This window comes from Micromonospora maris AB-18-032, assembly GCF_000204155.1.
Lineage (GTDB): Bacteria > Actinomycetota > Actinomycetes > Mycobacteriales > Micromonosporaceae > Micromonospora > Micromonospora gifhornensis.
Map to the genome: position 1 here is coordinate 3,368,705 of NC_015434.1, position 25,869 is coordinate 3,394,573.

At 72.4% G+C, this 25,869-nt stretch carries 23 protein-coding genes; 16 read left to right on the forward strand and 7 right to left on the reverse strand.

Translation table 11 applies throughout. The features are described 5' to 3' along the window. Nucleotides 1-102 precede the first annotated feature (102 nt). Entirely contained in the window at nucleotides 103-1,473 is a 1,371-nt protein-coding gene (locus VAB18032_RS14905) for an extracellular catalytic domain type 1 short-chain-length polyhydroxyalkanoate depolymerase (RefSeq protein WP_013733688.1), read from the reverse strand. A 329-nt stretch (nucleotides 1,474-1,802) separates the two neighbouring features. On the opposite strand from VAB18032_RS14905, the gene VAB18032_RS14910 reads away from it, so the two are divergent. The 4 genes from VAB18032_RS14910 (at nucleotide 1,803) to VAB18032_RS14925 (ending at nucleotide 5,755) form a co-directional block, all read left to right on the forward strand. Next, nucleotides 1,803-3,077 (forward strand): MFS transporter, encoded by a 1,275-nt coding sequence (locus tag VAB18032_RS14910; protein WP_050814746.1) that lies wholly within the window; start codon nucleotides 1,803-1,805, stop codon nucleotides 3,075-3,077. A gap of 82 nt (nucleotides 3,078-3,159) precedes the next feature. Next, on the forward strand, nucleotides 3,160-4,011 hold the full coding sequence (locus VAB18032_RS14915) for a fumarylacetoacetate hydrolase family protein (protein ID WP_043720758.1): 852 nt from the start codon (nucleotides 3,160-3,162) through the stop codon (nucleotides 4,009-4,011). Beyond that, nucleotides 4,008-4,796, forward strand: coding sequence for an SDR family NAD(P)-dependent oxidoreductase (locus tag VAB18032_RS14920; protein WP_013733691.1), 789 nt, complete (start codon nucleotides 4,008-4,010; stop codon nucleotides 4,794-4,796). The genes VAB18032_RS14915 and VAB18032_RS14920 overlap by 4 nt, the downstream gene beginning before the upstream one ends. Then, the gene (locus VAB18032_RS14925) at nucleotides 4,793-5,755 is read left to right on the forward strand and encodes an aldo/keto reductase (RefSeq protein ID WP_013733692.1); all 963 of its coding nucleotides are present in this window, start codon (nucleotides 4,793-4,795) and stop codon (nucleotides 5,753-5,755) included. Before VAB18032_RS14920 ends, VAB18032_RS14925 begins: the two co-directional genes overlap by 4 nt. Nucleotides 5,756-5,760: 5 nt before the next feature. Here VAB18032_RS14925 and VAB18032_RS14930 read toward each other — a convergent pair whose 3' ends face one another. After that, nucleotides 5,761-8,187, reverse strand: coding sequence for a glycoside hydrolase family 95 protein (locus VAB18032_RS14930; protein WP_332416552.1), 2,427 nt, complete (start codon nucleotides 8,185-8,187; stop codon nucleotides 5,761-5,763). Between the two features lie 32 nt (nucleotides 8,188-8,219). Here VAB18032_RS14930 and VAB18032_RS14935 point away from each other — a divergent pair, with 32 nt between their 5' ends. Together VAB18032_RS14935 and VAB18032_RS14940 are read left to right on the forward strand one after the other, a co-directional pair. Beyond that, complete coding sequence (locus VAB18032_RS14935) at nucleotides 8,220-9,401, forward strand: macrolide family glycosyltransferase (RefSeq protein ID WP_043720761.1); 1,182 nt, start codon at nucleotides 8,220-8,222, stop codon at nucleotides 9,399-9,401. 197 nt (nucleotides 9,402-9,598) lie between these two features. Beyond that, nucleotides 9,599-10,096: a GNAT family N-acetyltransferase gene (locus VAB18032_RS14940; protein ID WP_013733695.1), complete on the forward strand. Its 498-nt coding sequence runs from the start codon at nucleotides 9,599-9,601 to the stop codon at nucleotides 10,094-10,096. Between the two features lie 81 nt (nucleotides 10,097-10,177). Here VAB18032_RS14940 and VAB18032_RS14945 read toward each other — a convergent pair whose 3' ends face one another. From VAB18032_RS14945 to VAB18032_RS14960, 4 genes are all read right to left on the reverse strand, one after another. Beyond that, on the reverse strand, nucleotides 10,178-11,623 hold the full coding sequence (locus tag VAB18032_RS14945; protein WP_013733696.1) for a PepSY-associated TM helix domain-containing protein: 1,446 nt from the start codon (nucleotides 11,621-11,623) through the stop codon (nucleotides 10,178-10,180). A gap of 195 nt (nucleotides 11,624-11,818) precedes the next feature. Continuing rightward, nucleotides 11,819-12,991 carry a 4-hydroxybenzoate 3-monooxygenase gene (locus tag VAB18032_RS14950; protein WP_013733697.1) on the reverse strand — a complete coding sequence of 391 codons (1,173 nt, stop codon included), beginning with the start codon at nucleotides 12,989-12,991 and terminating at the stop codon, nucleotides 11,819-11,821. Nucleotides 12,992-13,109: 118 nt separating this feature from the next. Next, nucleotides 13,110-13,895 (reverse strand): IclR family transcriptional regulator, encoded by a 786-nt coding sequence (locus VAB18032_RS14955; protein WP_013733698.1) that lies wholly within the window; start codon nucleotides 13,893-13,895, stop codon nucleotides 13,110-13,112. Between the two features lie 13 nt (nucleotides 13,896-13,908). Beyond that, the gene (locus tag VAB18032_RS14960; protein ID WP_013733699.1) at nucleotides 13,909-15,369 is read right to left on the reverse strand and encodes a benzaldehyde dehydrogenase; all 1,461 of its coding nucleotides are present in this window, start codon (nucleotides 15,367-15,369) and stop codon (nucleotides 13,909-13,911) included. A 249-nt stretch (nucleotides 15,370-15,618) separates the two neighbouring features. Between VAB18032_RS14960 and VAB18032_RS14965 the strand changes: the two genes are divergently transcribed. The 9 genes from VAB18032_RS14965 to VAB18032_RS15005 all read left to right on the forward strand — a co-directional run bounded on the left by VAB18032_RS14965 (nucleotide 15,619) and on the right by VAB18032_RS15005 (nucleotide 23,447). Next, entirely contained in the window at nucleotides 15,619-16,437 is an 819-nt protein-coding gene (locus VAB18032_RS14965; RefSeq protein ID WP_013733700.1) for a CoA transferase subunit A, read from the forward strand. Continuing rightward, the gene (locus VAB18032_RS14970; protein ID WP_013733701.1) at nucleotides 16,434-17,201 is read left to right on the forward strand and encodes a CoA-transferase subunit beta; all 768 of its coding nucleotides are present in this window, start codon (nucleotides 16,434-16,436) and stop codon (nucleotides 17,199-17,201) included. Before VAB18032_RS14965 ends, VAB18032_RS14970 begins: the two co-directional genes overlap by 4 nt. Before the next feature lie 34 nt (nucleotides 17,202-17,235). Continuing rightward, entirely contained in the window at nucleotides 17,236-17,973 is a 738-nt protein-coding gene (pcaH, locus tag VAB18032_RS14975; RefSeq protein ID WP_013733702.1) for a protocatechuate 3,4-dioxygenase subunit beta, read from the forward strand. Then, nucleotides 17,966-18,535, forward strand: a complete 570-nt coding sequence (pcaG, locus tag VAB18032_RS14980) for a protocatechuate 3,4-dioxygenase subunit alpha (protein ID WP_013733703.1) — start codon at nucleotides 17,966-17,968, stop codon at nucleotides 18,533-18,535. The genes pcaH and pcaG overlap by 8 nt, the downstream gene beginning before the upstream one ends. Further along, entirely contained in the window at nucleotides 18,510-19,850 is a 1,341-nt protein-coding gene (pcaB, locus tag VAB18032_RS14985; protein ID WP_050814611.1) for a 3-carboxy-cis,cis-muconate cycloisomerase, read from the forward strand. The genes pcaG and pcaB overlap by 26 nt, the downstream gene beginning before the upstream one ends. Beyond that, nucleotides 19,847-20,623 carry a 3-oxoadipate enol-lactonase gene (gene pcaD, locus VAB18032_RS14990; protein WP_013733705.1) on the forward strand — a complete coding sequence of 259 codons (777 nt, stop codon included), beginning with the start codon at nucleotides 19,847-19,849 and terminating at the stop codon, nucleotides 20,621-20,623. The genes pcaB and pcaD overlap by 4 nt, the downstream gene beginning before the upstream one ends. After that, a complete protein-coding gene (gene pcaC / locus VAB18032_RS14995) occupies nucleotides 20,620-21,000 on the forward strand; it encodes a 4-carboxymuconolactone decarboxylase (protein WP_013733706.1) in 381 nt (126 codons plus the stop codon). The genes pcaD and pcaC overlap by 4 nt, the downstream gene beginning before the upstream one ends. Then, nucleotides 20,997-21,779: an IclR family transcriptional regulator domain-containing protein gene (locus VAB18032_RS15000; RefSeq protein ID WP_013733707.1), complete on the forward strand. Its 783-nt coding sequence runs from the start codon at nucleotides 20,997-20,999 to the stop codon at nucleotides 21,777-21,779. Before pcaC ends, VAB18032_RS15000 begins: the two co-directional genes overlap by 4 nt. 96 nt (nucleotides 21,780-21,875) lie before the next feature. Next, nucleotides 21,876-23,447 (forward strand): Na+/H+ antiporter, encoded by a 1,572-nt coding sequence (locus tag VAB18032_RS15005; protein ID WP_013733708.1) that lies wholly within the window; start codon nucleotides 21,876-21,878, stop codon nucleotides 23,445-23,447. A gap of 11 nt (nucleotides 23,448-23,458) precedes the next feature. Here VAB18032_RS15005 and VAB18032_RS15010 read toward each other — a convergent pair whose 3' ends face one another. Further along, nucleotides 23,459-24,688: a PucR family transcriptional regulator gene (locus tag VAB18032_RS15010; RefSeq protein ID WP_013733709.1), complete on the reverse strand. Its 1,230-nt coding sequence runs from the start codon at nucleotides 24,686-24,688 to the stop codon at nucleotides 23,459-23,461. Nucleotides 24,689-24,771: 83 nt separating this feature from the next. Here VAB18032_RS15010 and VAB18032_RS15015 point away from each other — a divergent pair, with 83 nt between their 5' ends. Beyond that, entirely contained in the window at nucleotides 24,772-25,863 is a 1,092-nt protein-coding gene (locus tag VAB18032_RS15015; RefSeq protein WP_013733710.1) for a ferredoxin reductase, read from the forward strand. The last annotated feature ends 6 nt before the right edge of the window (nucleotides 25,864-25,869 follow it).

Sequence of the window (25,869 nt, forward strand, 5' to 3'; positions counted from 1 at the left end):
GTACGCCCGCCTGAGTCAGGTCGTCGGGGAGGCGTGCCCGCGCGGACCGGGCGTGCCGGTGCCCCGGCCGTCGACGGCCGGGGCACCGATCTGGTCGAGGGGTCAGCTGCAGGCTGCCCCGTTCAGGGTGAAGCGGTCAGGCGGCGTGTTGGTGCCGGTGTGGGTGGCCTGGAAACCGAAGGTGATGCTCTGGTTGGCCCCGATGGTGGCGTTGTAGCCGACGTTGCGGGCGGTCACCTGGTTGCCGCTCTGGGTGATCGTGGCGTTCCACGCGTTCGTCACCTGCTGGCTGTTGGCCCAGGTCCACTGCACCGTCCAGCCGTTGACCGCAACCGGGCTGGTGTTGGTGACGGTGAGGTTGGCGACCAGGCCGTTGTTCCAGGTGTCGGCCGTCCACTGCACCCGGCAGGAGGTGGCACCCGGCGGCGGGGTCGTCGGCGGCGGAGTGGTGGGCGGCGGCGTGGTCGGCGGGGGAGTGGTGGGCGGCGGAGTCGTCGGCGGCGGGGTGGTGGGCGGCGGAGTGGTGCTGGTCAGACCGAAGAAGTCGATGGCGGCCCGGGCCATGCCGGTCGACGGCAGGCTGTGCCCGGCACCCTGGATGGCGTACGCCTCCACCCGCACCGTGCCGGTGGAGTCGGCGAACTGACGCCGGTTCCAGCTCGCCTGTGGGGTGTCCGTGCGGGTCGGGTTCTGGCTCAGCCCGGCCACGTTGGTCCACTGCTCCACCGACTCCTGCAGGAGCTGGAAGGGAATCAGGTTGTCGTTGGTGCCGTGCCACAGCTGCACCCGCGGGCGAGCACCGGTGTAGCCGGGGTACGCCTGCCGGACCGCGTCACCCCACTGCTGCGGGGTCCGGTCCATCCGACCGTTGACGCACTGGCTGTTGGTGGGCGGGAAGTCCGCGGCGTTGGCGAAGCAGTTGAACGGCACGCCCATGAACGCCGCGCCGGCCTTGTAGACGTCCGGGTAGAGCGCCATCAGGGCCTGGGTCATCATGCCGCCCGACGAGCTGCCGGTGGCGTACACCCGCTGCGGGTCGCCGCCGTACTGGCGCTGGGCGTAGCTGACCATCGACATGATCGACACGGGGTCACTGCCACCGTTGCGCACCTTCGAGGCGGCGGACCACACGTCGAAGCAGTTGCCGAAGCCGGCCTGCTGGGTGGCGGTGGGGTAGATGACCACGAAGCCGTACTGGTCGGCGAGGCGGCCGAACTCACTGCCGGAGTAGAACCCGGGGCCGTTGCCGCCGCAGCCGTGCATGGCGACCACGACGGCGGGATTGGCGGGCCGGACGTCCGGCACGTAGATGTGCATCCGCATGTTGCCCGGGTTGGTGCCGAAGTTGGTCACCTCGACCAGGGACGCGGCGGAGGCCGGTGACGGGGCGAAGAGCACGCCCGTCACGGCGAGAAGGGACGCGGCAGCCAGGGATCCCAGCGCCGCTACGGTTCGTTTCACGTCCACCTCCATGGACTACGACAGCGCGCCGGACCGGGCCACGGCAGAAAGGCGTGGACCGAGGACGAGGACCGGCGTCGCGATGCGCGAGGTGCTGCCCTACGGAACCTGGTGTCCGTCCACCTCGCCGTGCCAACGGTGCAATTCGTGCCAATCCGCTGCTCGCGTGTAGCCAAAGTATGGGCGTGCACCATGGGTCGGAGCAAGATGCTTGTGAATATCGATAATTCCGGTCATCCATGATCGCAGTTCTCCACGGTCGGTTTCCGGCCGGTCGACCGCCGTGTACCGGCGGGGTCGAGCAGGGGCGCGAGGTCTGCGATGATCTGCCGGTGACGGGGGTGGATGAGCCAGTAGCGACCGCGCGACCGGCCGGCTCAGAGCAGACGGGCACGGGCTCGGGCGGTCTGGGTGGCCGGTACTGGCGGTTGTGGTCGGCGTCGGCGGTGTCCAACCTCGCCGACGGGATCGTCAAGATCGCCCTGCCGCTGACCGCCGTCGGCTACACGACCTCGCCGGTGCTCGTCGCCGGGGTGGCCGCCGCGTTCAGCCTGCCCTGGCTGCTGTTCGCGTTGCCGGCCGGCGCGCTCGTCGACCGGCTCGACCGGCGACAGGTGATGCTGGCCGCCAACAGCCTCCGGGCGGCCCTGCTCGGCACGCTGGCCCTGGCCGTGGCCCTCGACGCCGGCTCGATCTGGCTGCTCTACCTGGTGGCCTTCGGCGCGGGCACCGCCGAGACCCTGTACGACACCTCGGCCCAGTCGATCCTGCCGCAACTCGTCCCGCGCGCGGCGCTGCCCCGCGCCAACGGACGGCTGTACGCCGTCGAACTGGCCGCCAACCAGTTCGTCGGCCCGCCGCTGGCCGGTTTCCTCGTCGCCGGCGGAGTCGCGTACGCGATGCTCGGGCCGGCCGGGCTCTGGGCGGCCGCCGTGGTGGCCCTGCTGCTGGTCGGCGGCCGGTTCCGGGTTGCGCGGCAGGGCACGAGCACGCTGCGCGCCGACATCGCCGAAGGCGTACGGTTCCTCTGGCGACACCGACTGCTGCGGACCCTGGCACTGATGGTCGGGGTCAGCAACCTCACCACCACGGCCACCTTCGCGGTGCTGGTGCTGTACGCGGTCGGGCCGAACTCGGCCATCGGGCTCAGCGAGCCGGGCTACGGCCTCCTGCTGACCACCCTCGCGGCGGGCATCGTGCTCGGGTCGCTCGTCGCCGCGAGGATCGAGCGGCTGCTCGGCCGCGCCCGCGCGCTCGGCGTCGCGATGGTCGCGATCGCGGTCGTCGTGGGCGTACCGGCGGTGAGTACCAACCCGTTCGTCCTCGGCGGAGTCTTCTTCGTCGGTGGGATCCTGCTCACCTCCTGGAGCGTCATCACGGTCTCGCTGCGCCAGCAGATCACCCCGGACCGCCTGCTCGGGCGGGTCAACAGCGGCTACCGGCTGCTGGCCTGGGGGAGCATGCCGCTGGGGGCGTTGGTCGGTGGCGGGCTCGCCGAGGTGTTCGGCCTCCAAGCGGTCTTCGTCATCATGGGCGTGCTGGCCCTGATCCTGCTGGTCGGCATGTTCTGGGTCACCGACGCCGCCATCGAGGCCGCCGAACGCGCTGCCGCCTGAGTTTCCGGTCGGGGCTTGCCGGTGCTCGATGATCCGGATAGAACCAGGGCGATAGATCCGATGTCTGGCCGGAGGGTGCACGGTGAAGCTACTGCGAGTGGGAGCGGTCGGGCAGGAGCGGCCCGCCGCACTGGACCGGGCCGGCCGACTGGTCGACCTGTCCGGCCTGGTGTCCGAGATCGACGCGGCGTTCCTCGGCGGGGACGGCATGGCCGAGGTCCGGGCGGCGGTGGACGGCGGCACGCTTCCCGAGGCCGATCCCACGGCCCGCATCGGCGCCCCGATCGCCCGACCGGGCAAGATCGTCTGCGTCGGGTTGAACTATTCCGATCATGCCGCCGAGACCGGCGCGAAGCCGCCCGCCGAGCCGGTCCTGTTCATGAAGGCGCCGAACACCGTGGTCGGGCCGAACGACCAGGTGCTCATCCCCCGGGGCAGCCGGAAGACCGACTGGGAGGTCGAGCTCGCCGTCGTCATCGGCCGTACCGCCCGCTATCTGGCGAGCCCGGCCGAGGCGTGGGACTGCGTCGCCGGGTACACGATCGCCAACGACGTCTCGGAACGCGAGTTCCAGCTGGAACGCGGCGGCCAGTGGGACAAGGGCAAGTCCTGCGAAACGTTCAACCCGCTCGGCCCGTGGCTGGTCACCGCCGACGAGGTGCCCGACCCGCAGCAGTTGGGCCTGCGGTGCAGCGTCAACGGCATCTTGCGCCAGGACGGCAACACCAAAAACATGATCTTCGGGGTGGCGGAGATCGTCCACTACGTCAGCCAGTTCATGGTGTTGGAGCCGGGCGACCTAATCAACACCGGCACCCCGGCCGGGGTGGCGCTCGGGATGCCCGAGCCGAAGCCGTACCTGCGCGGTGGCGACGTGATCGAGTTGGAGATCGACGGGCTCGGTCGGCAACGCCAGCCGGTCGGCACCGCGTGAGCGGGGAGTTCGCCGGGCTGGCGGCCGTGGTGACCGGCGGGGGATCGGGCATCGGCCTGGCGGTGGCCGAGCTGCTGGCCGCGCGCGGTGCCGCCGTGGCCTGCCTCGACCTCGACCCGTCGCAGGTGCCCGCGCCGCTGCACGCCATCGCGTGCGACGTCGGGGACGCCGACTCGGTGAACGCGGCGGTGCGTGCTGCCGTGGACCGGCTCGGCGGGCTGGACATCCTGGTCAACAACGCCGGTGCCGGCGCGCAGGGCACCATCGAGGCCCAGTCGGACGACGAGTGGCACCGGGTGTACGACGTCAACGTCGTCGGCATCGTCCGGGTCACCCGGGCCGCCCTGCCGTACCTGCGGGTCTCCGCGTCCGCCGCCGTCGTCAACACCTGCTCGATCGCGGCGACCGCCGGCCTGCCCGGCCGGGCCCTCTACAGCGCCACGAAGGGCGCGGTGCAGGCGTTGACCCTCGCCATGGCCGCCGACCACGTCGGTGAGGGCATCCGGGTCAACTGCGTCAACCCCGGCACCGTCGACACCCCGTGGGTACGCCGCCTGGTCGACGCCGCCGACGACCCCACCGCCGAGTACGCGGCCCTGCGCGCCCGCCAGCCCATCGGACGGCTGGTCACCCCCGCCGAGGTCGCGGCGGCGGTCGCCTACCTGGCCAGCCCACTGGCCGCCGCCACCACCGGAACCGTGCTCGCCGTCGACGGCGGGATGCACGGGCTGCGCCTGCGCCCACCGACAACCACCACCCCCACCGCAGAATCGAGGCAGCAATGAGACGGCTCGGCAACTCGACGGTGACCGTCAGTCCGCTCGGCTTCGGCGCGGCCGGGATCGGCAACCTGTACCGGACCGTCGACGAGCAGACGGCGCACACCGCCCTCGACGCGGCGTGGGAGGCGGGCATCCGCTACTTCGACACCGCCCCGCACTACGGCCTCGGCCTGTCCGAACGCCGGCTCGGGGCCGCACTGGCCGACCGGCCCCGCGCCGAGTACACCGTGTCCACCAAGGTCGGAAGGCTGCTGGTGCCCTCGCCGCAGACCGCGCACCTGCGCGACGAGGAAGGCGGCTTCGACGTGCCGGCCGACCACGTCCGCGAGTGGGACTTCAGCGCCGACGGGGTCCGCAGGTCGCTGGAGTCCAGCCTCGACCGGCTGGGACTCGACCGCATCGACGTGGTGCTGCTGCACGACCCCGACGACCACTGGCAGCAGGCGGTCGAGCAGGCGTATCCGGCGCTGCACGACCTACGGGCGCAGGGCGTGGTGGGTGCCATCGGCGTCGGCATGAACCAGTGGCAGATGCTGCACCGGTTCGTGGTGGAGACCGACATCGACACCGTGATGCTCGCCGGCCGGTACACGCTGCTCGACCAGTCGGCGCAGGAACGCCTGCTGCCCGCCTGCCAGGAACGTGGGGTGTCGGTGCTCGCCGCCGGGGTCTTCAACAGCGGTGTGCTGGCCACCGAGGAACCAGGCCGGATGTACGACTACCGTCCGGTCCCGCAGCCGGTGTACGACCGGGCGGTCCGCATCGCCGCCACGTGCCGGCGACACGGGGTGACCCTGCCGCAGGCGGCGATGGCCTTCGTGGCCCGGCACCCGGCGGTGGCGACCGTGGTCGTCGGGGTCAAGAGCGTCGAGCAGGTGATGCGTAACGCCGAACTGCTCGCCGAGCCGGTGCCCGACGCGCTCTGGGACGACCTGGCGGCCGAGGGCCTGCTGACGTCCTGAGGTGCTCAGCGTGCCGGCTCGACAAGCACGTCCCGGCCGTCGCAACGGACCACGACCGGGTCGCAGTGGGGTGCGCGGTCGGCGGTGATCGTGAAGTCGGTGACCCGGCCGGCCCGCCAGACACAGTCGACCCGGTAGCCGCCTCGGGCCCGCAGCCCCGCGAAGCTGCCGTCGGTCCAGTGTGGTGGCAGGGCCGGCAGCAGGTGGATGGTGCCGTCGTGGCTCTGCAGCAGCATCTCGGCGATCGCCGCGGTGATGCCGAAGTTGCCGTCGGTTTGCATAGGCGGGTGGGTGCACAGCAGGTTGTCCAGGGTGTTGTGCCGCAGCAGCCCGTGGAGCATGGTCCACGCCTGCGGTGCCTGGCCCAGCCGGGCGAAGATCGCCGCCCGCCAGGGCCAGGTCCACGACCGGCGGCTGTCGCCGGTGACAGTGGTGTCACTGACCGGGCCGCCGTCGTGCCGACCGCAGCGGGCCGTCAACGACACCAGGGCGGCGGCCGCGAGTGCCGGTGACCCGGCCGGGGTGATCTGGCGGCCCGGGTAGACGGCGAACAGGTGCGAGGTGTGGCGGTGCCGGTCGTCCGGGTCGTCGCGGTCGGCTCGCCACTCCTGGAGCTGACCCCACCTGCCGATCCGGTCCGGTGCGAGCCGCGATCGCAGGTCGGTGACGGTGGCCTGGTAATCGTGGTCGACGTCGAGGGCGGCGGCACAATCGAGGTAGTTCTGGAACAGGTCCCGGATGATCTGGTGGTCGTACGGCACGCCGTCCTCACGTGGGCCGTGCTCCGGTGACCAGCCCTGCGGCGCGACGAGGCGGCCGGTGCCGTCGTCGACCAGCCGGTCGGTCCAGAACTCGCAGATCTCCTTGATCATCGGGTAGGCGGTGTCCCGCAGGTAGCCGACGTCCTGACCGAAGGCCCAGTGTTCGTAGAGGTGCTGGGCGTACCAGGCGCTGGCGACGGTGTTCCACTGCCACGCGTTGCCGCCGAAGATGCTCTGGCTGGTGCGGGCCGTCCACCCTCGGGTGTGCGCGCCGAAGGCGTGGCGGGTGGCGACCCGGCTCGGCACCGCCACCTGCCGGACGAACTCGACAAGCGCCCGGTGGCTGTCGTCCAGGTCGGTGGTCTCGGCGCACCAGTAGTTCATCTGGACGTTGATGTTGGTGTGGTAGTCCGCCGCCCAGGGCGGCTGGTTGCTGTCGTTCCACAGCCCTTGCAGGTTGGCGGGCAGGCCACCGGGCCGCGAGGAGCTGTGCAGCAGGTACCGGCCGAGCACGAACATGGTCTGTTCCAGTTCGGGGTCGACGCCGCCCGCGCGGTAGCGGGCCAGCCGCTCGTCCGTCGGCAACGCCACGACCTCGTCGGCGCTGGCACCCCAGCTCACCCGTACCCGGTCGGCCACCGCCCTGCTGCGCGCCCGATGTGCCGCTCGTAGCGAGGCGTAGGGCTGCCCGGCCGTCGCGTCGAGCGCCGCGCGCACCGCCGGCTCCGGGTCCGCGCCCCGCCACCGCGCGGCGGCGTCGAGCCGGTAGTCGGTACGCGCGTCCAGCAGCAGCGTCAGCCGGGTCGCCGACCGTACCTGCAACCGATGGCCGTCGGCTCTGACCTGCCCGTCGGTGGCCGCCACCCGGACGGCTGCGGCGTACCGCAGCCCGTTTCCCAGCGTGCCGCGGAAGGCGATGGTCCCGGCGTCGGCGGTCGCGGTCGCGTCCTGCGCGCTGGTCAGGGTGATGTCGCAGTCGAGCGCGTCGGCCCGCTCGGCCGCGTAGTGCAGGACGAGCAGGTCGGCGCTACGACTGGCGAACGCCTCCCGCCGCACACGTCGACCGGGCGCACCGAAGCGGGTGGTGTGGATGCCGGATTCCAGGTCCAGCGCCCGGCGGTAGTCGACGTCCGGCTGCTGGTGGGCGTGGAAGCGCAGGTGCAGGTCGCCGAAGGCCAGGTAGCAGCCGAACCCGGTCATGCTCGGGTCGAACACGTCGTCGGGCTGCCCGGCCAGGGCGTTGTCGTAGTCGTCGACCCCGCCCCACAGGCTCTGTTCGTTGAACTGGATGCGTTCGTGGTCGGGCTGGCCGAAGAGCATGGCACCGAGGCGGCCGTTGCCGATCGGCAGGGCCTGGGACTGCCAGTCCACGGCGGGCCGCCGAAACCAGAGCAGGTGCCGGCCGGTCGGGGTGGCGGCGGGTTGATCGGTGGCTATTGTCGCGACAGTACCGGCTGATGTCCGCGGCCGACAAGACGTACCGGTGTTTCCGGTTTGACGGGTCTGATCTGCCGCACTAGGGTCGTACACATGATCATCGCTTTCATGCGCCTGCGTTCCGCCTGAGGCGGCGCGCGTCGCACCGGTCGTTGACCGGTGCCTCGTCGGCCCGATGACGCCCTCACCCCGGTGAGTGGCCCGGTCCGCGTCGCCTCGACCCTCGGATGACACACGTCTCTCCGACTCGACGGGACCTATCTCGAATGCGTAAACCAGCTCATATCGCCATGGTCGGCTGCACCGCGCCGAGCCACATCTACCCCTCGTTGGCGCTGATCCGCGAACTGGTCGACCGGGGACACCGGGTGACCTACGTGGTCGGCGAACCGCTCACCGGCCTGGTCGCGCCGACCGGCGCCGAGCCCATCGCCCACCCGACGATCCTGCCGCAGGGCGACACGCCGTGGCCGGAGGACCCGGCCACGGCGATGCGGGTCTTCCTCGACGAGGGCATCGCGGTGCTGCCGCAGGTGACCGCACGCTACGACGCGGACCGGCCGGACCTCGTGCTCTACGACATCGGCGGCCTGCCGGGCCCGTTGCTGGGTGAGCGGTACGGTGTGCCGGCGGTGCAACTGTCACCGACGATGGTCGCCTGGACCGGCTACGAGCAGGACATGGCCGAGTTCTTCACCGCGCTGACCTCCTCGGCGTCCGGGCGGGACTACTACGCCACCTTCGACGCCTGGCTGGCCGACCACGGCATCCACCAGGACTCGCGCACCTTCGTCACCTTTCCCCAGCGGGTGCTGTCGCTGATCCCACGGGTGATGCAACCGAACGCCGACCGGGTGCCGGAGACGGTTCGCTTCGTCGGCCCGTGCCTGGACCCGGCCCGGCTCACCGAGCCGGGGTGGACGCCGCCCACCGACGGGCGGCCGGTCCTGCTGGTTTCCTTCGGTACGGCCTACAACGACCAGCTGCCGGTGTACCGGGCCTGCCTGGAAGGGTTCGCCGACTCGCCGTGGCACGTGGTCATCGCCATCGGCGACAAGGTCGACCCGGCGGACCTGGGACCGCTGCCCGGCAACGTCGAGGTGCATCGCCGGGTGCCGCAGCTGGTGGTGCTGGCCCACGCCTCGGCCTTCGTCACCCACGCCGGCATGGGCGGCTGCACCGAGGCGCTCTGGTTCGGGGTGCCCACGGTCGCGATCCCGCAGGCGGTCGACCAGTTCGCCAATGCGCAACAGTTGGCCGACGCCGGCCTCGGCCGGCTGCTGCCCGCCGAGGAGGTCACCGCCGAGACGCTGCGCGCGGCCGTCGACGCGGTCGCCGACGACACGGCGCTGCGCGGCCGCCTGACCGAGGCCCAGGCCGAGGTACGGGCCGACGGCGGCACCGCCAAGGCAGCGCACGCGGTGGAGAGTTACCTCACCGAACGCTGACCCGACCTGCCCTGCATGATGTCGGCCCGCCGCCCGAGGGGTTCTCGGCGGCGGGCCGGCTGGCATGAGGCCGGAGGGCTCCCGGCCGGGTGCCGATGATCAAGGCCGTGAGGTGCCGGAGTACGGTGGGGCGGGGCGCGTTCCGGACCCCGGAGACCGCCCCTGAGCAGGTACGGAGCGAACGAGAGCGGGGGCCGATGGCCGAGGTGGTGTTGCGGCCGATGACGGCCGCCGACGCCGACCGGGTGCTGACGATCTATCAGGCCGGGCTGGACGGTGGACAGGCCAGCTTCGAGACCGTCGCCCCGACGTGGGCGGCCTTCGACGCCGGGCGGTTGCCGGCGCATCGCCTGGTGGCGGTCGACGAGGCGGGGACGGTGCTCGGTTGGGTCGCCGTGTCGCCCACCTCGACCCGGCCGGTGTACGCCGGTGTGGTGGAACACTCCGTCTACGTCGACCCGGCGGCACAGGGCCGGGGAGTGGCCCGCCTGCTGCTCGACGGCCTGATCGCCTCGACCGAGGCGGCGGGCATCTGGACCATCCAGTCCGCGGTATTCCCGGAGAACACCGCCAGCCTGACGTTGCACAGTCGGGCGGGATTCCGGGTGGTCGGCGTCCGCGAGCGGGTGGCCCGCCACCACGGCCGCTGGCGCGACGTCACGCTGCTGGAACGGCGCAGCCCGGTCGTCGACTGACCCGCGGTGATCGACTCCGTTTCGGCGTGATGGCGGCTTCGGGCGCACCCGGTCACCGCCATCGCGCCGAAACGCAGTGCCTCACCCGACGGACGTCAGGCCCGTGCGTCGTCGGGCCGCCAGGCCCAGGGCCACGTCGACGGCCAGGAAGCCGAGCAACGTCACACCGAACCACGGCAGCGCCCAGCCCAGCGCGGCGACCAGCGGCACGCCCGGCAGCAGCGCCCACCAGGGCAGTCCGCGCAGGGCACCCCGGGCAGGCGGGGCGCCGACAAGGGCCCGCCGGTCGACCCGGGTGGGGCGGCGTTGCCACCACATGCGGTAGCCCCAGACGATGACGCAGAGCAGACCGATCGCGAGGGCGGCCAGCAGGATCTGGTTGACCAGGCCGAACAGCACACCCATGTGCGCCTGGATGCCGAGCGCGCTGAGCTTGGCCAGCAGTGGCCAGTCGGCGTAGTCGCTGCGCGCGGTCACCGTACCGGCGTCGGGGTCCACTGCCACCCGGTCCCAGCCGACCGGCCAGGTGTTGTCGGTCTGGGCGACCACCCAGGCCTCGCCGGCCTCACCCGGGCTGATCTCGACCGGCCCGTCCAGCCCGGCGTCCCGGGCCACCGCGAGCACCCGGTCGAAGGTCGCCGGTTCGGCCGTCGGCGACGGTGCGCCGCCGTGGTGGTGTTCCCCGCCACCGTCAACGGGAGCGGCGGTGAGACTCGTGGACAGGGTCGGGCGGGCGGCGTCGAGCGCGGTCAGGCCGGCGGAGAAGTTGCCGCCGGCGAACCGGGACCAGGTCAGCCCGGTAGCCGAGAGGACAAGCAGGCCCACGGCGAGCCAGACGCCGAGAGTGGCGTGCCAGCCCCGGGTCCGGCGTACTCCGCGCCCGGTCGACAGGTCCGGCACCAGCAGGTGCCGTACCCGTCCCCGCCCGGTGGCGCGGCGACGCCACCACAGGATGATGCCGCCGAGCGCCAGCACCCACAGCCAACTCGCGGCGATCTCCGAGTAGTGCCGGCCGACGGCACCGAGGTGCAGGTTGCGGTGCAGGTCGTCCAGCCAGGTGGTGACCGGGGTGGAGCCGAACCAGGTGGTCAACTGCCCGGCCACCGTGCCGGTGTACGGGTCGACGTAGACGGTGTGCTGCTTGTCGCCCAACTCCGGCAAGGCGAACACCACAGCTGTCGTACGGTCTGCGGTGCCGGGTGACACGGCCACGAGGCTGCCGTCCGGGTGGGCCGCCCGCGCGGCGGTGATCTGCTCGGCCAGTGGTCGTGGCTGCTCGCCGCTGGTGGTCACGATCAGCTGGTCACCATGCAGCGCCCGGTCCAGTTGCGGCGTGACGGTGTACGCCAGGCCGGTCAACGCGGCGACCACCAGGAACGGGGCGACCAGGACGCCGGCGTAGAAGTGCAGCCGCACCAGCAGCGCCGCCAGCGGGGACGACCGCCGTTGCGGCCGACCCGACGGTGGCTCGACAGTAGACGGCTCGGGAGCGGAATCCGGCGGGCCGGAGACGTCGGTCAGAGACATGCACTTTTCCGATCGGAGTAGGAGCCTTCTGTAGCCTGGCCCGTGCCCTTCGGGTCAGTGATGCTGCGTCTCGCCCGGACGCCCGTCGCTACGGGTACCTAGTCGGACAGCAGACGACTCCGGTTCCCGCCATCTGCGGGTGCTGTTAAGAAGGGCACCTTCCTCTACCCGAGGCGTTAATAAGGTGCCCTTCCTTCAGACGGTCGGCAGGCCGACGTAGTTCTCGGCGAGGCTTGTGGCGTACGCGGGGGAGGTGGTCAGGTAGCGCAGCGCCGCCGACTGGAGCTTCGCCTCGTACGGGTCGTCGGCGTTGAGGCGGTGCAGCATCGAGGTCATCCACCAGGAGAACTGCTGCGCCCGCCAGACCCGACGCAGGGCGGTACGCGAGTAGTCGTCGAGCAGGTCGGTGCGACCGTCGGCGTACCAGGCGGCGAAGGCGTCACCGAGCAGCGCCACGTCGGCCAGGGCCAGGTTCATGCCCTTCGCGCCGGTGGGCGGCACGATGTGCACGGCGTCGCCGGCCAGGTACAGCCGCTGCCACTGCATCGGCTCGACCACGAAGCTGCGCAGCGGGGTGATCGCCTTCTCCAGGATCGGCCCTTCGTTGAGGCTCCAGCCCGGCACGGTCTCCAACCGGGTCCGCAGCTCGGCCCAGATCCGCTCGTCGGGCCAGTCGGCGATGTCCTCGTCCGCCGGGACCTGCAGGTAGAGCCGGGATATCTCCGGCGAGCGCATGCTGTAGAGGGCGAAACCCCGTTCGTGGTGGGCGTAGATGAGTTCGTCGACCGCTGGTGCGGCGGCGGCCAGGACGCCCAGCCAGGCGAACGGGTAGGTGCGTTCGTAGGTGTGCAGCACCCCGTCGGGGACGGCCGAGCGGCTCACCCCGTGGAAGCCGTCGCAGCCGACCACGAAGTCGCAGTGCAGTTCCTCGTCGCGCCCCTCGTACCGGTAGTGGACCACCGGCGACGGCGACTCCAGGCCGGACAGCCGGGTCGCCTCGGCGGAGAACAGGATCGTGCCACCGGCGGCCAGCCGCGCGGCGATCAGGTCCTTGACCACCTCCTGCTGCCCGTACACGGTGATCGCCCGGCCGGTCAGTTCGGTCATCGCCACCCGGTGTGACTCGCCGTCGAAGCGCAGCTCGATGCCCTCGTGCCGCAGGCCCTCCCGGTCCAGCCGGTCGCCCAGGCCGGTGGCGCGCAGCAGGTCGACCGAGCCCTGTTCGAGCACGCCGGCGCGCACCCGGTGCTCCACGTAGTCGCGGCTGCGGCTCTCCAGCACCACCGACGAGATGCCCTGCCGATGCAGCAGGTGCGACAGCATGAGACCGGCCGGTCCCGCTCCGACGATGCCGACCTGGGTACGCATCCGTGCCTCCTTGCTCGTCGGCGACGTGGTCGCCGTCTCCCACCGCCCTCAGCCTGCCCGCTACCGTCCCGGGCCGCCGCTGTCGGTTTCCACCCAGTGGAAGGCCAACCTGCGCCGGTCAGGCGGTGGCGCGCTGCGTCGCGTGCGGCTCGTCGGCGAGCCGGGCCGCCACCTGGTCGGCCGCCGCGCGCAGCGCCGGGACCAGCCGCTGCGGTGCGGCCCCCAGGCTGTGCCCGACGACGCCGATCGCGGCCAGCGCCGCGCCGTCGGGCCCCGGCACCACGACCGCGACCGAGCAGGAACCCAGGGTCATCTCCTCGTGGGTCCGCGCCCAGCCGCGTTCGCGGATCGCCGCCAGCTCGCGTGCCAGTCGACCCGGCTCGACGATCGTGTACGGGGTGCAGCGGCGCAACGGCCCCCGCAGGTGCGCGGCGATCACCTCCGGCGGGGCGTACGCCAGCAGCGCCTTGCCGACCCCGGTGGCGTGCAGCGGCAGGCGGCCCCCGGCGCGGGAGATGGTCGGCACCGCGCGGTGCCCGGTGACCTTCTCCACGTAGAGCGCCTCGTCGCCGTCGCGGACCGCCAGGTGCACGTTCTCCCGGACCGTGGTGTACAGCTCCTGCAGGTAGGGCAGCGCCACCTCGCGCAGTTGGCCGTGCAGCGGCGAGAGCAGCCCGATCTCCCACAGCCGTACCCCGATGCGGTAGGTGCCGTCGACGCCGCGCGCCAACGCCCGGCCGGTCACCAGTTCGGCGACCAGCCGGTGCGCGGTGGCCAACGGCAGGCCGCTGCGCCGGGCGATGTCGCTGAGCGTCAACGCCGGATGGGCCGCGTCGAACGCGCCGAGCACGGCCAGCACCCGCGAGGTCACCGACGCACCGGGGGAGCGGCTGCCACCCGCCATCGCTGCCTCCGGCTCAGAACGGGTAACGGGTGATGTCACCCTGCACGGTCAACCACTGCGTCTCGGTGAACGCCTCCACATTGGCCGCCGCGCCGCCGAAACGGGAGCCGGTGCCGGAGGCGCGGACGCCGCCGAACGGGGCCACCGCCTCGTCGCTGACCGTCTGGTCGTTGATGTGCACGATGCCGCTGGGGATCCGGTCGGCCAGGGCCAGCGCCTTCGGCACGTCCCGGCTGAGGATGCCGAGCGACAACCCGTACTCGGTGTCGGCGGCCAGGGCGGCGGCCTCGTCCAGGTCGGTGAAGCTGAGCACCGGCGCGACCGGCCCGAAGACCTCCTGCGCGTACGCCGGGGTGGCCGGGGTGACGTCGGCGAGCACGGTCGGGCGGTAGAACAGCCCGTCGTAACGGCCACCGGCGGCCAGCCGCGCGCCCGCGTCGACGCTCGCGGTGACCAGCGAGTGAATCTTGTCGCGTTGGGCCTCGTCGATGATCGGCCCGAGCGCCACCTGTTCCTTGGTCGGGTCACCAACCGGCAGGTGGTCGGCCTTCTCGGCGAGGGCCTCGACGTAACGCTCGACGAGGCTGGCGTGCACCAGGTGCCGGCCGGTGGTCATGCAGATCTGCCCCTGGTGCAGGAAGGAACCCCAGGCGCCGGCAGAGACGGCGAGGTCCAGATCGGCGTCGTCGAGCACCACCAGGGCGGAGTTGCCGCCGAGTTCCAGGTGGGCCCGCTTGAGGTGCCGGGCGGCGGCCTCGCCGACCTTGCGGCCCGCGGCGGTCGACCCGGTGAAGCTGATCACCCGTACGTGTGGATCGGCGACCAGCGCCGCACCGGTGTCCGCCCCGCCGGGCAGCACGTGCAGCAGCCCGTCGGGCAGCCCGGCCTCGGCGAAGACGGCGGCCAGCGTCAACCCGCCCGACACCGCCGTACGCAGGTCGGGTTTGAGCACCACCGCGTTGCCCAGCGCCAGTGCCGGCGCGACCGAGCGGATGGCCAGGATCAGCGGGAAGTTGAACGGCGCGATCACCCCGACCACGCCGACGGGCAGCCGCCGGGCCAGGCTCAGCCGTGGCTGCGCGCTCGGGATGATCTCGCCCAGCGGATGCGAGGCCAGGGCCGCCGCCTCGTAGCACTCCTGTGCGGCGGTGCTGGTCTCGACGCCGGCCTTCGGCGGGATCGACCCCGCCTCGCGGACGATCCAGTCGCCGACCTCGGCGGCGTGCTGCTCCCACAGCGCACCGGCCCGGCGCAGCACCGCGGCCCGTTCCTGGTAGCTGGTGGCGGCCCAGGCGCGCTGCGCCTCGGCGGCCCGTGCGGCGGCGCGGGCGACGTCGGTGGCGTCGGCCACGCCGACCCGCCCGATCTCCTCGCCGGTGGCGGGGGAGCGGACCGCGGCGGTGCCGCCGGCCGCCTCCACCCAGCCGTCGCTGTAGAGCGTGCCGTGCCAGGCGCCGGTGTCGAGCAGGGACATGGTGATCCTCCTTGCGGGGTGGGGTGTGGTCCGAAGGAGCGCTCCGCAGGCTGTTCGGAAAACGAACGATCGTTCTCGTTCAGAACATGGCACGGGCCGTCGGGCCAGTCAACGCATGCTGTGGACATTCCGCGCACCGGAATCCGACGCGTTGACGGAGCTCGGCCCGGGCCACTACGTTCGAGATGTGTACGCGAGTCCGCATACCGAACACCGGTGGCGGTCCTGGACCCGGGAGGGCGGAAGCTGATGGCGAAGCTCGTCTCGCTGGCCGACGGCGTCGCGGAGCTGGTCCGCGACGGGGACACGGTGGCGTTGGAAGGCTTCACCCACCTCATCCCGTTCGCCGCCGGCCACGAGATCATCCGACAGCGACGGCGCGATCTGACCCTGGTCCGGATGACGCCCGACGTCATTTACGACCAGCTCATCGGTGCCGGCTGTGCCCGTCGGCTGGTCTTTTCCTGGGGCGGCAACCCGGGCGTCGGCTCCCTGCACCGGTTCCGCGACGCAGTGCAGAACTCCTGGCCGGTGCCGCTGGAACTGGAGGAACACAGCCACGCCGGGATGGCCAACCGGTACGTCGCCGGCGCCAGCGGCCTGCCGTTCGCCGTGCTGCGCGGCTACACCGGCACCGACCTGCCCCGGCACACCGCAAACATCCGCCCGATCGAATGCCCCTTCACCGGGGAGATGTTGACCGCCGTCGCCGCCCTGCGACCCGACGTGACGGTGGTGCACGCCCAACGCGCCGACCGCGCCGGCAACGTGCAGATGTGGGGCATCACCGGGGTGCAGAAGGAGGCGGTGCTGGCCGCCCGACGGTCGCTGGTCACCGTCGAGGAGATCGTCGAGCACCTGGATCCGGTACCCGGGCAGGTGATCCTGCCGGGCTGGGCGGTCACCGCCGTAGCACACGTGCCCGGTGGCGCGCACCCGTCGTACACCCAGGGTTACTCGGTGCGGGACAACGACTTCTACCGAGCCTGGGACGCGATCAGCCGGGAGCGCGCCACCTTCGAGGAGTGGATCGCCCGGCACGTGCTCGACGTGGAGGTGCCGGCGTGAGCGCCGACTACAGTGCCGACGAGATGATGACCGTGGCCGCCGCCCGACAGTTGCGCGACGGCACCGCCTGCTTCGTCGGCATCGGGCTGCCCAGCACCGCCGCCAACCTGGCCCGGGCCACCCACGCCCCGAATCTCGTGCTCATCTACGAGTCGGGCTGCCTGGGCGCCAAACCCGACCGGCTGCCGCTGTCCATCGGCGACGGTGTCCTCGCCGACACCGCCGACGCGGTGGTCTCCGTACCCGAGGTCTTCAACTACTGGCTGCAACCCGGCCGCATCGACGTCGGGTTCCTCGGCGCCGCCCAACTCGACAGGTACGGCAACATCAACACCACGGTCATCGGCGGCGACTACACCGACCCGAAGGTTCGCCTGCCCGGCGCCGGTGGTGCTCCGGAGATCGCCGCCTCCTGCGGCGAGGTGGTCGTCATCGTCCGGCAGAGCCTGCGTACGTTCATCGACCGGGTCGACTTCGTCACCTCGGTCGGCTACGGCGCCGGTCCGGGCGACCGGGCCCGGCTCGGACTGCGCGGCGGCGGCCCGAAGACCGTCATCACCGACCTGGGTGTGCTCACCGCCGACCCGGTGACCTGCGAACTCACCCTCACCCGGCTGCATCCCGGCGTCACTGTCGACCAGGTCCGTGCCGCCACCGGTTGGCCGCTGGCCGTCGCCGACGAGGTGAGCACCGGCGAGCCACCCAGCACCGATGAACTCACCGTGCTGCGCGCCCTGGAAGCCACCAAGAAGGCCGGGGTGTGATGAAGCGTCGTCCGGCAAGCCCGAAGGGGACCTGATGAGCGAGACCACCCGGAAGCTGCTGCTGCCCGGCTACCGGCGCGACGACGTCGAGGCCCACCCGCCGCTGCTCAGCCCCGGCTACAAGTCCACAGTCATCCGCGCGCCGCAGCAGCCGCTGACCTACCTGCCGCAGCGACTCACCGAGATCACCGGCCCGCTGCTCGGCGAGGGACGCCTCGGCGAACTCGACCACGACCTGACCCGGCAGCACGACGGCGAGCCCCAGGGGCAGCGGATCATCGTGCACGGTCGGGTCCTCGACGGCGACGGCCGGGCCGTGCCGCACACCCTCGTCGAGATCTGGCAGGCCAACGCCGCCGGCCGGTACCGGCACGCCATCGACAACTGGCCCGCCCCGCTGGACCCCAATTTCACAGGCGTCGGGCGTACCCTCACCGACGAGGCGGGGCGCTACGAGTTCGTCACCGTGCAACCGGGTGCCTATCCGTGGCGCAACCACGACAACGCCTGGCGGCCCGCGCACATCCACTTCTCACTGTTCGGCCGGGCCTTCACCCAGCGCCTGGTGACCCAGATGTACTTCCCCGGCGACCCGCTGTTCTCCCAGGACCCGATCTTCAACTCGGTCCGCGACCCGCAGGCCCGCGAGCGGATGGTGGCCCGCTACGACCATGCCGCCACCCGGCCGGAGTGGGCGCTGGCCTACCGGTTCGACATCGTGCTGCGGGGCCGGGAGGCCACCCCCTTCGAGGACGAGGACGACGATGAGTGAGCGCCTGGACGTCACGCCCGCCCAGACCGTCGGGCCGTACCTGCACATCGGTCTGAGCTGGCCGGACGGCCCGTACGTGGTGCCCGAGGGCACCCCTGGCGCGTTCTGGATCCGGGGCCGGATCGTCGACGGCACCGGCGCACCGGTCGGCGACGCGATGGTGGAGAGCTGGCAGGCCGACCCGGACGGGCACTTCGACCACCCCGACGACCCGCGCGGCGCCCGCGCGGCCACCGTGCCCGGCTTCCGGGGCTTCGGCCGCGCCGACACCGACGCCGAGGGCTGGTACGCGCTGCACACCGTCCGGCCCGGACCGCTGCCCACCCCCGACGGTGAGACCGAGGCGCCGCACCTGAACCTGTCGGTGTTCGGCCGGGGACTGCTGCACCGCCTGGTCACCCGGATCTACTTCCCGGACGAGCCGGCCAACGCCGCCGACCCGGTGTTGCGTACCGTCGACCCCGGCCGCCGCGACACGCTCGTGGCCCGTCCGGCCGCCGACGGCTACCGGTTCGACATCCGCCTGCAGGGAGAGCATGAAACCGTCTTCTTCGCCGTCTGAGGTGCTGCTGCGCGGCCTGTCCGGCGCGGTCGACGTCGACGCCGAACTCGACGACAGTCACCTGTTGCAGGCGCTGCTGGACGCCGAGGCGGCGCTCGCCCGCGCCGGCGCCGACGCCGGCCTGCTGCCCGGGCCGGTCGCCGACGAGATCGCCCGGCACTGCCACGCCGACCGGTACGACCCGGCGGCGCTCGGCACGGCCGCCGACGCCGCCGGCAACCCCGTCGTCCCGCTGGTCCGCGACCTGACCGCCGCCGTCGCGCCACCGGCCCGCGCCTGGGTGCACCACGGCGCGACCAGCCAGGACATCCTCGACAGCGCCCTGGCCCTGGTGGTCGCCCGGGCCGCCGTGCCGCTGCTGCGTCACCTCGACGCCGCCACCGACGCCGCCGTCGGGCTCGCCCGCGCCCACCGCGACACCGTCATGGTGGCCCGCACCCTCGGTCAGCAGGCCGCCCCCACCACCTTCGGGCTCAAGGCGGCCGGCTGGCTGCTCGGCCTGCACGACGCCCGGACCCGGCTGGCACAGGCGCGCACCGCGCTGCCCGCACAACTCGGCGGGGCGGTGGGTACCCTCGCCGGGTACGGGCCGAGCGGTCTGGTCGTGGCGGACCGGTTCGCCGCCCACCTGGGCCTGGCGGCCGGCCCGCTGCCCTGGCACACCCGCCGCCAACCCGTGCTCGACCTGGCCGCCGCGCTCGGCGGGCTGCTCGCCGCCACCGGCAAGGTCGCCCTCGACGTCGGCCTGCTCGCCCAGACCGAGGTGGGCGAGGTCGCCGAGGGCGGTCCGGGGCGCGGCGGCTCGTCGGCCATGCCGCACAAACGCAACCCGGTCGACTCGGTGCTGGTCACCGCCGCCGCCCGCCGCGGCCCCGGCCTCGTCGGCACCCTGTTCGCCGCCGCCGGGCAGGAACACGAACGGGCCACCGGCGGCTGGCACGCCGAATGGGAACCCCTGCTCGACCTGCTGCACCTCGCCGGCGGGGCAGCCGCCCGTACCGCCCGGATGCTGGGCAACCTGCGCGTACACCCGCAGCGGATGCGCGCCAACCTCGACGCCACCGGCGGCCTGCTGCTCGCCGAGGCCGTCGCCGCCCGGCTGGCACCGGCGCTCGGCCGGGCCGCCGCACACGACCTGGTCGCCCGGGCCGCCACCGCCGCCTCCTTCCGGGACGCCCTGCTCGCCGACCCGGACGTGCGGGCCCACCTGTCGGTGGCCGACGTCGACGCGGCGCTGGACCCGGCCGGCTGGCTCGGCAGCGCGGCCACGCTTGTCGACCGCGCCCTGGATTCCTACGAGCGGGGGACCGGATGACACTGCACGCCACCGTCGACGGGCCGCCGGATGCGCCGGTGCTGCTGCTGGGCAGTTCCCTGGGCACCACCGGCGCCATGTGGCAACCGCAGGTGGCCGCCCTCGCGGACCGGTTCCGGGTGGTCCGCTACGACCACCTCGGTCACGGCCGCTCACCGGTACCGCCCGGGCCGTACACCATCGACCTGCTCGGCCGGGAGGTGCTGGGGCTGCTCGACCACCTGGGGGTCGGGTCCGCGCACTACGCCGGGCTCTCTCTCGGCGGCATGGTCGGCATGTGGCTGGCTGCGCACGCCCCCGAGCGGATCGACCGGCTCGCCCTGCTCTGCACCTCGGCCTGCCTGGGCCCGGCGCAGGTGTGGCGGGCCCGGGCGGCCGGTGTCCGCGCCGGACAGCTGGGCACCATCGCCGACACCGTGGTGTCCCGCTGGTTCACCCCGGGCTTCGCCGCCGCCCGACCCGACACGGTCGCCGGCTACCGGGACATGCTGACCGCCACCCCGCCGGCTGGCTACGCCGCCTGCTGCGAGGCGATCGCCGCCATGGACCTGCGCGCCGACCTGGCGGCCGTGCGCGCACCGACCCTGGTGATCGGCGCCGCCGACGATCCGGCCACCCCACCCGAGCACGCCGCCGACATCGCCGAACGGATCCCGGCCGCGCGGCTGGCCGTCGTCGACGACGCCGCGCACCTGGCAAACGTCGAACAGCCCGCCGCCGTGGCCCGGCTGCTGCGCGCCCACTTCGAGCCGGAGGGCGGGACGAACCCGTGAACGACAAGCAGCGACACGACGCCGGCATGGCCGTACGCCGGCAGGTGCTCGGCGACGCGCACGTCGACCGGGCGGTGGCCAACACCGACGAGTTCACCGCCGACTTCCAGGACCTGATCACCCGGTACGCCTGGGGCGAGATCTGGACCCGCGACGGCCTGGACCGGCGCACCCGCAGCTGCATCACCCTCGCCGTGCTGGCCACCCTGCACCACGACGAGGAACTGGCGATGCACGTCCGCGCCGCACTGCGGAACGGACTGACCCCGCAGGAGGTCCGCGAGGTGCTGCTCCAGGTCGCCGTCTACGCTGGCGTACCGGCCGCGAACCGGGCGTTCAAGGTGGCTCAGGAAACCCTGCGGCAGGAGGACCGGTGACCGACGCGGCGCGATCGGGGGAGTTCGTCCAGTCCCTGGAACGGGGCCTGGCCGTGATCCGCGCGTTCGACGCCGAACACCCGCAACTGACCCTCAGTGAGGTGGCCCGCGCCACCGGACTGACCCGGGCCGCCGCCCGCCGGTTCCTGCTCACCCTCGTCGAGTTGGGCTACGTGCACACCGACGGGCGACTGTTCGCCCTGCGACCGCGCATCCTCGACCTCGGCTACGCCTACCTGTCCAGCCTGAGCCTGCCGGAGGTCGCCCAGCCGCACATGGAGGCGCTTGTCGCGCAGGTGCACGAGTCCTGCTCGGTGTCCGTCCTCGACGGCGACGAGGTGGTCTACGTGGCCCGGGTGCCCACCAAACGGATCATGACGGTCGGGATCAGCGTCGGCACCCGGTTCCCCGCGTACGCCACCTCGATGGGGCGGGTGCTGCTGGCCGCCCAGCCGGCCGACTGGCTGGACGACTACCTCGCCACGGCGCAGCTGCGACCGTTGACCCGGCGGACCATCACCGACCCGGCGAAGCTGCGCACCACCCTGAACCGGATCGTCGGCCAGGGGTACGCCATCGTCGACCAGGAGTTGGAGGAGGGGCTGCGGTCGCTGGCCGCCCCGATCCACGGCGACGACGGCGCGGTGGTCGCCGCGGTCAACGTCTCCGCCCACGCCAGCCGTGGCACCTTCGACGCTATCCGCCGGGAACTGCTGCCACCGCTGCTGGCCACCGCCCGCCGGATCGAGGAGGACCTGGCCGCCGGCTCCCGCCGGTGACCGGCAGCGCCCTCGGCCTGCGCGGTTAGCTGGCGAATCGACCCGGAGAGGCCGTTCGGCGTACCACCATGTGGTGGGCGACGAACAGGGGGCGACGTGCAGGAACTGCTGCTGATCATCGTTCTCGGGATCACCGTGCTGATCGGCACGACCGTCGGTGGACGGTACCGGGTCGCCCCGCCGGTGCTGCTGATCTGTTTCGGTGCGCTGCTGGGACTGCTGCCACCGTTCTCCCACGTGATGCTCGCGCCAGAAGTGGTGCTGCTGCTGTTCCTGCCGGCCATCCTCTACCGGGAGAGCCTGACCACCAGCCTGCGTGAAGTCCGGGCGAACATCACGGTGATCGCCATGCTGGCGGTGGTGCTGGTCGGCCTCACGATGGTGGCGGTGTCCCTGGTCGTGCAGCGCTTCGGCATCGACCCGGCGGTGGCCTGGGTGCTCGGCGCGGTGCTCGCCCCGACCGACGCGGCGGCGGTCGCCGGGCTGGCCAAGCAGATGCCCCGCCGGCTGCTCACCACCCTGCACACCGAGAGCCTGATCAACGACGGTACGGCTCTGGTGCTGTTCGCCGTGGCACTCGGCCTGCTCGGCGGCGGGGCCGCACCGAACGCCTTCGAACTGGTCGAGCGGATCGGCCTGTCCTTCCTCGGCGGCATCGCGGCCGGGCTGCTGGTCGGCATCGTGGTGATCGGAATCCGCAAGCACCTGGACGATCCGCTGCGGGAGGGCGCGGTCAGCGTCCTCACCCCGTTCGCCGCATTCTTCCTCGCCGAGGCCGTCCACGAGAGCGGAGTGCTCGCGGTGGTGGTCGCCGGGCTGATCCTCGCCTACGCCAGCCCTCGGGTGATCCGGGCCCGCTCCCGGGTGCTGGCCCTGTCGTTCTGGGACCTGACCACCTTCCTCATCAACGGCGGCCTCTTCGTGCTGGTCGGGCTCCAGATCCCCCGGGCGGTCAGCGACGTCACCAGCCTGGCGTTGACCCGCGCGCTCCTCATCGCGGTGGTGGTGGCCGTGGTGCTGGTGGCGGTACGCATGCTCTGGGTGCACGCGATGGCCCTCATCCTGCGCCTGGTGGACTGGCGCAAGGTTCACCTCGACCGGCGGGTCAACTGGCGGGTCCGTACGGTGGCCGGCTGGGCCGGGTTCCGCGGTGCGGTCTCCCTGGCGGCGGCGCTCGCGGTCCCGATGAGCATCGACGGCCAGCCGGTCCCGGAGCGCGACCTGATCATCTTCTGTGTCGCCGCCGTCATCCTGTTGACCATGCTCGTGCAGGGCACCACCCTGCCGCTGGTGATGAAATGGGCCAGGCTGACCGGGGACCCGGACCGCACCGACGAGAAGCGGCAGGCGCAACGCCACGCCATCCGGCAGACCCTGCACGCCCTGCCGGATCTTGCCGACCGGGTCGGTGCCGACCCGGACACCATGCGCCGGATCCAGGACGAGTACGAGAGCCACCTCGACGGACTCCAGTCCGACCCGCAGGACGAGACGGCGGCTGCCCAGGAGGCCGAACACCAGCTGCGCCTGGCGGCGCTGGACCACAAGCGGCGTGAGATCACCCGGCTGCGGGACCGCCGGCAGATCGACGACGCCGTTCAACGTGAGCTGGAGGCGCGGCTGGACGTCGAGGAGATCCGCCTGCTCGGACCCCGGACCCTGGAGTGAGGTCCCGCCCGTCAGCTCGCGGTGGCGATTCCGGTCGGCAGCGCCAACGCGACCGTGAGGTCGAGCACGCTGCGCGGGTCGGTGAGCCGTTCGCCGTAGAGCTGGCGCAGTTGTCCCATCCGGTAGCGCACCGTCTGCGGGTGCACGAACAGGTCGGCGGCGATGTCGTCGCGTCGGCCCTGGTGCAGCAGCCAGGAACGCAGCGTCTCGGCGAGCCGTTCCGCGGTGGCCGAGGGCAGGTCGGCGAGCGGTTGCAGGACCCGGGCGCGCAGGTCGGTCAGGGCCTCCATGTCGGCGCTGAGCAGCAGCTCGGCCAGATGCCGGTCGGTGTCCAGCGGCTCACCGTCGGGCGGTTGGGCGATGCCCAGTCCGACCACCCGGACCACCCGCCGGTAGGACGAGCTGACGTGCGCCCACGGGCGGGCCGGGCCGAGCACCGCGCGGCGGCCGTGCAGCACCCGGGCGAGCTGGCGACGCCGGTCGCCGTGCATGTCCGGCACCAGCAGCACGGCGGTCTCCTCGCCGGGCTCACCGGCGGGTAGCTCCTCGCTGCTCTCCAAGGTGTGCTCGTCGAGCAGCGCGAGCGCGCCGCGCAGCTTGGCCTGCGGCAGCAGGGCGACGGTGAGCGTCTCCGGGACCTGCCAGCCGGCCCGCTCGGCGCTGCGCAGCAGCACCTCCTCCGGCTCACCGGCGAGCAGCTGCTGGGTGAGCCGTTCCAGGTTGCGTCGCTGGGCCCGGCCGGCGCTGGCCAGCTCGTCGGCATGCCCGGCCACGCTGGCGGCGGACAGCTCGTCGATGTAGGCGAACATCAGCTCGGCGAACTCCGCCACGGTGGCCGCGGGCAGACCGAGCGCCACGCTGGCCGCGGCCATCTCCCGCCAGGAGACCCGGGCGCCGATCCGGTAGGCGGCCAGCAGCGCGTCCACACTGCGACCGGAGCGGGCCTCACCACTGCCCAGCGCGTACGCCGCCTCCAGCGCCGGCACCAGCGGAGTGCTGGCCGCGCTGGTCTGCGGGCGTTCCAGCAGTTGCAGGAACGTGCCCAACGCGATCTGCACCGCGTTTTCGATCTTGTCCCGCATCTGCCCGGTCAGGGTGCCGGAGTAGCTGGGCACCTCGGCCGTGATAGCGCTGACCGTCTGCGCGGCGACCAGCGGTAGCCGGTCACGTAGCTCGCGGGCCACCCGCTGCTCCAGTTCGAGGCGGGATGCCCGATGAGTGGTGCCGGAAATGTCCGCCACGTTGTTCTCCCCGCACAAAAGGGATGGATCACTTTACCTTCGCTGGCCAAGATTTTATGCCAGCGGGCCGCGACCATCGTTATATGACCGCCACCGTTCCGCCACCGGGCGCGAAAGGGTCCCTCCGGCGCCGCCTCTGGCGGCTCGCCGAGACGGTGACCACGCCGGTACTGCCCGCGGACTACCTCGACATGGTCGCGCCGCTGCGGGCCGGCGCCGACCTGCGCGGCCGCATCGTCGCCGTACGCCCGGAGACCCCGGACGCGGCGACCGTGGTGATCCAGCCCGGCCGCAGCTGGCGTGGCCACGTGCCCGGACAGTACATCCGACTCGGTGTCGACGTCGACGGCGTACGCCTGTGGCGGGCCTACTCGGTGACGTCCGCGCCGGGTGGACGGACCGACCCGATCACGGTGACGGTCAAGGCGATCCCCGACGGGGTGGTCAGCAACTACCTGGTGCGCCGGGTACGCCCCGGCACCATCGTGCAGCTCGACCAGGCGATCGGTGACTTCGTCCTGCCCCAGTCGGCGCCGTCGCGGGTGCTGTTCCTCACCGCCGGCAGCGGCATCACCCCGGTCGCCGGAATGCTGCGCAGCGGCGCCCTGGCCGGCAGCGACGTGGTGCTGATCCATTCCGCGCCGACCTCGGCCGACGTGGTGTTCGGCGCGGAACTGCGTGACCTGGCCGCGCGCGGTGTCATCCGGCTGGTGGAGCGGCACACCGCCGTCGACGGCCTGCTGGACGTGGCCGAGCTCGACGCCCTGGTGCCTGACCACTGCGAACGCGAGACCTGGGCGTGCGGCCCGATCGGTCTGCTGGACGCTGTCGAGCAGCACTGGGCCGCGCGGGGCGTCACCGACCGGCTGCACACCGAACGGTTCCGGCCGACCATCATCACCGCCGGTGACGGCGGCACGGTCACCTTCACCCGCTCGTCGGTCACCATCGAGGCCGACGGCGGCACCCCTCTTCTCGACGCCGGAGAAAACGCCGGAGTGTTGATGCCCTCGGGCTGCCGGATGGGTATCTGTTTCGGCTGTGTGCTGCCGATGCGCCAAGGCGCGGTCCGTGACCTGCGTAACGGGCAGCTCACCACCGCCCTGCCGGGCGACGGCGTACGCGTGCAGACCTGCGTGTCGGCCGCGGCCGGCGCCTGTGAACTCGAAATTTGATCGGAG

Coding starts and splice junctions, on each gene's coding strand:
- VAB18032_RS14905 (WP_013733688.1), bottom strand. CDS start 1,473: ATGGAGGTGGACGTGAAACGAACCGTAGCGGCGCTGGGATCCCTGGCT.
- VAB18032_RS14925 (WP_013733692.1), top strand. CDS start 4,793: ATGAGACGGCTCGGCAACTCGACGGTGACCGTCAGTCCGCTCGGCTTC.
- VAB18032_RS14935 (WP_043720761.1), top strand. CDS start 8,220: ATGCGTAAACCAGCTCATATCGCCATGGTCGGCTGCACCGCGCCGAGC.
- VAB18032_RS14940 (WP_013733695.1), top strand. CDS start 9,599: ATGGCCGAGGTGGTGTTGCGGCCGATGACGGCCGCCGACGCCGACCGG.
- VAB18032_RS14945 (WP_013733696.1), bottom strand. CDS start 11,623: ATGTCTCTGACCGACGTCTCCGGCCCGCCGGATTCCGCTCCCGAGCCG.
- VAB18032_RS14950 (WP_013733697.1), bottom strand. CDS start 12,991: ATGCGTACCCAGGTCGGCATCGTCGGAGCGGGACCGGCCGGTCTCATG.
- VAB18032_RS14955 (WP_013733698.1), bottom strand. CDS start 13,895: ATGGCGGGTGGCAGCCGCTCCCCCGGTGCGTCGGTGACCTCGCGGGTG.
- VAB18032_RS14960 (WP_013733699.1), bottom strand. CDS start 15,369: ATGTCCCTGCTCGACACCGGCGCCTGGCACGGCACGCTCTACAGCGAC.
- VAB18032_RS14965 (WP_013733700.1), top strand. CDS start 15,619: ATGGCGAAGCTCGTCTCGCTGGCCGACGGCGTCGCGGAGCTGGTCCGC.
- pcaH (WP_013733702.1), top strand. CDS start 17,236: ATGAGCGAGACCACCCGGAAGCTGCTGCTGCCCGGCTACCGGCGCGAC.
- pcaG (WP_013733703.1), top strand. CDS start 17,966: ATGAGTGAGCGCCTGGACGTCACGCCCGCCCAGACCGTCGGGCCGTAC.
- pcaB (WP_050814611.1), top strand. CDS start 18,510: ATGAAACCGTCTTCTTCGCCGTCTGAGGTGCTGCTGCGCGGCCTGTCC.
- pcaD (WP_013733705.1), top strand. CDS start 19,847: ATGACACTGCACGCCACCGTCGACGGGCCGCCGGATGCGCCGGTGCTG.
- VAB18032_RS15015 (WP_013733710.1), top strand. CDS start 24,772: ATGACCGCCACCGTTCCGCCACCGGGCGCGAAAGGGTCCCTCCGGCGC.